This is a genomic window from Bacillus sp. 7894-2 (assembly GCF_002272225.1).
In the GTDB taxonomy this organism is placed as follows: domain Bacteria; phylum Bacillota; class Bacilli; order Bacillales; family Cytobacillaceae; genus Cytobacillus.
Map to the genome: position 1 here is coordinate 1 of NZ_NPDG01000149.1, position 1,698 is coordinate 1,698.

Below are 1,698 nucleotides of genomic sequence, written 5' to 3' on the forward strand. Positions count from 1 at the left end.
GTTCTTACAGGGATCGTCTTATGCTAGTCGTCCCTGGGCAGTCGCCTCAACATTTCTTTCAATCCGTCTAAAAGGTTAAAGAACAACCTTTCAGCCGGCTCGTCTTATGCTTGTCGCCGATAGGCGGGCGCCTTGCGCTTTTCTTGTTGGCTTGTTCTATTTTAATCCCCCCATTCATAAACATGTACAAAAAGGTTGTACTATGTGATTGCGGGGGATGAATAATGAGTCAATATTATGAGTCAAATCCAAACAAAACCAATACTCAGGAACATGATGTCATTATGAGAGGCAGAAGGCTGCTTGATATTACGGGTGTTAAACAGGTGGAAAGCTTTGATAATGAAGAGTTTTTGCTGGAGACAGTGATGGGTTTCCTTGCGATTAGAGGGCAGAATCTGCAGATGAAGAATCTCGATGTGGACAAGGGAATTGTTTCCATCAAAGGGAAGGTATTTGACCTTGTTTATATTGATGATCAGAATGGAGACAAAGCTAAAGGTTTCTTTAGCAAGTTGTTCCGATGACACTGACCACTCAATTTGTGACCATGCTGGCGATGATTGGCATGGGAAGTGTATTTGGGGCTGCCCTTGATACGTATAATCGTTTCCTGCAAAGGACCAAGCGGAAAAGCTGGCTTGTTTTTATTAATGATTTTCTTTTTTGGGTCGTACAGGGTCTGGCAATCTTCTATATTTTATTCCTGGTGAACAAGGGCGAATTGAGGTTTTATATTTTCATTGCTTTGCTGTGCGGGTTTGCCGCTTATCAAAGTTTATTTAAGAAAATGTATCTGCGGGTATTGGAGATATCCATCCGAATGGCGATCTCCATATACCGCTTTTTCGTGAAGACCTTAACTTTGCTCATCTATAAACCCATCCAGGGTCTGATTATGGCGTTAATTGCGATTGCCGTCATGCTTGGAAAAGGACTTTATTCCCTTTTAAAAGTCATTCTTCGAGTCTTTTGGTTCATCTTGAAGATTGTTTTTCTGCCTGTCAAATGGATTTTGTCACTTTTATGGAAACTTTTGCCGAAAAAGATTAAAAAAACAGTCGAGAAGTTATATAATAAATTGGCAGGATATTTACAGCGGATAAAGAATTATGTTTTAAAATGGACAGCTAAGTGGAAAAAACCTAAAGAGTAAGGAGGGAGTGCGGAAGTGAGTGCCACCAAGAAGAAAAATGTAGCCAAAATGGAAACCAGCTATGTCAAACAGCAGGAAGCAGCAGAGATCAGTGCAGGCCGGAAGAAAAAGCTTTTATTTCGCAGATTAGCAGCATTTTTCACACTGGCAGCCGTCGTTTCATTTTTTATGATCACAACACTCGTTTCGCAGTCTGCTGCTCTGGAAGAAAAAGTGGAAGAGAAAACCAGGCTGGATCAGGAGCTTTCTGACCTGAAGAAAAAAGAAGTAATGCTCGAAGAAGAAATTGTTAAGCTGAATGATGATGAGTATATCGCGAAGCTTGCCCGCAAAGATTATTTCCTATCTGACAATAACGAAATCATCTTTAACCTCCCTGAAGAAGATGCGGAAAAAGAAAAGAAGAAAGAAAAAAAGGCCGATTGAGGCTATATTGACACTTTTTTTTTGGTTTCTGTATAATATATAAAAAAGTTTCACTTTATCGCAGTCTAACGGGCAGTAAGACCCCCACTTCAAGACTTTGAGGAATCAAAGAGGAT

The 1,698-nt window shown here is 40.2% G+C and carries 3 protein-coding genes; all 3 read left to right on the forward strand.

Annotated elements, in window-relative coordinates:
- The first annotated feature begins 224 nt into the window (after nt 1-224).
- The 3 genes from yabP to CHI10_RS20825 are packed head-to-tail and all read left to right on the forward strand — an operon-like array spanning nt 225 to nt 1,582.
- Nucleotides 225-527 carry a sporulation protein YabP gene (gene yabP, locus CHI10_RS20815; RefSeq protein WP_095246060.1) on the forward strand — a complete coding sequence of 101 codons (303 nt, stop codon included), beginning with the start codon at nt 225-227 and terminating at the stop codon, nt 525-527.
- Entirely contained in the window at nt 524-1,156 is a 633-nt protein-coding gene (yabQ, locus tag CHI10_RS20820) for a spore cortex biosynthesis protein YabQ (RefSeq protein WP_095246061.1), read from the forward strand. The genes yabP and yabQ overlap by 4 nt, the downstream gene beginning before the upstream one ends.
- A gap of 15 nt (nt 1,157-1,171) precedes the next feature.
- Nucleotides 1,172-1,582: an FtsB family cell division protein gene (locus CHI10_RS20825; protein WP_048009794.1), complete on the forward strand. Its 411-nt coding sequence runs from the start codon at nt 1,172-1,174 to the stop codon at nt 1,580-1,582.
- Nucleotides 1,583-1,698: the final 116 nt, after the last annotated feature.

Coding starts and splice junctions, on each gene's coding strand:
- yabQ (WP_095246061.1), top strand. CDS start 524: ATGACACTGACCACTCAATTTGTGACCATGCTGGCGATGATTGGCATG.
- yabP (WP_095246060.1), top strand. CDS start 225: ATGAGTCAATATTATGAGTCAAATCCAAACAAAACCAATACTCAGGAA.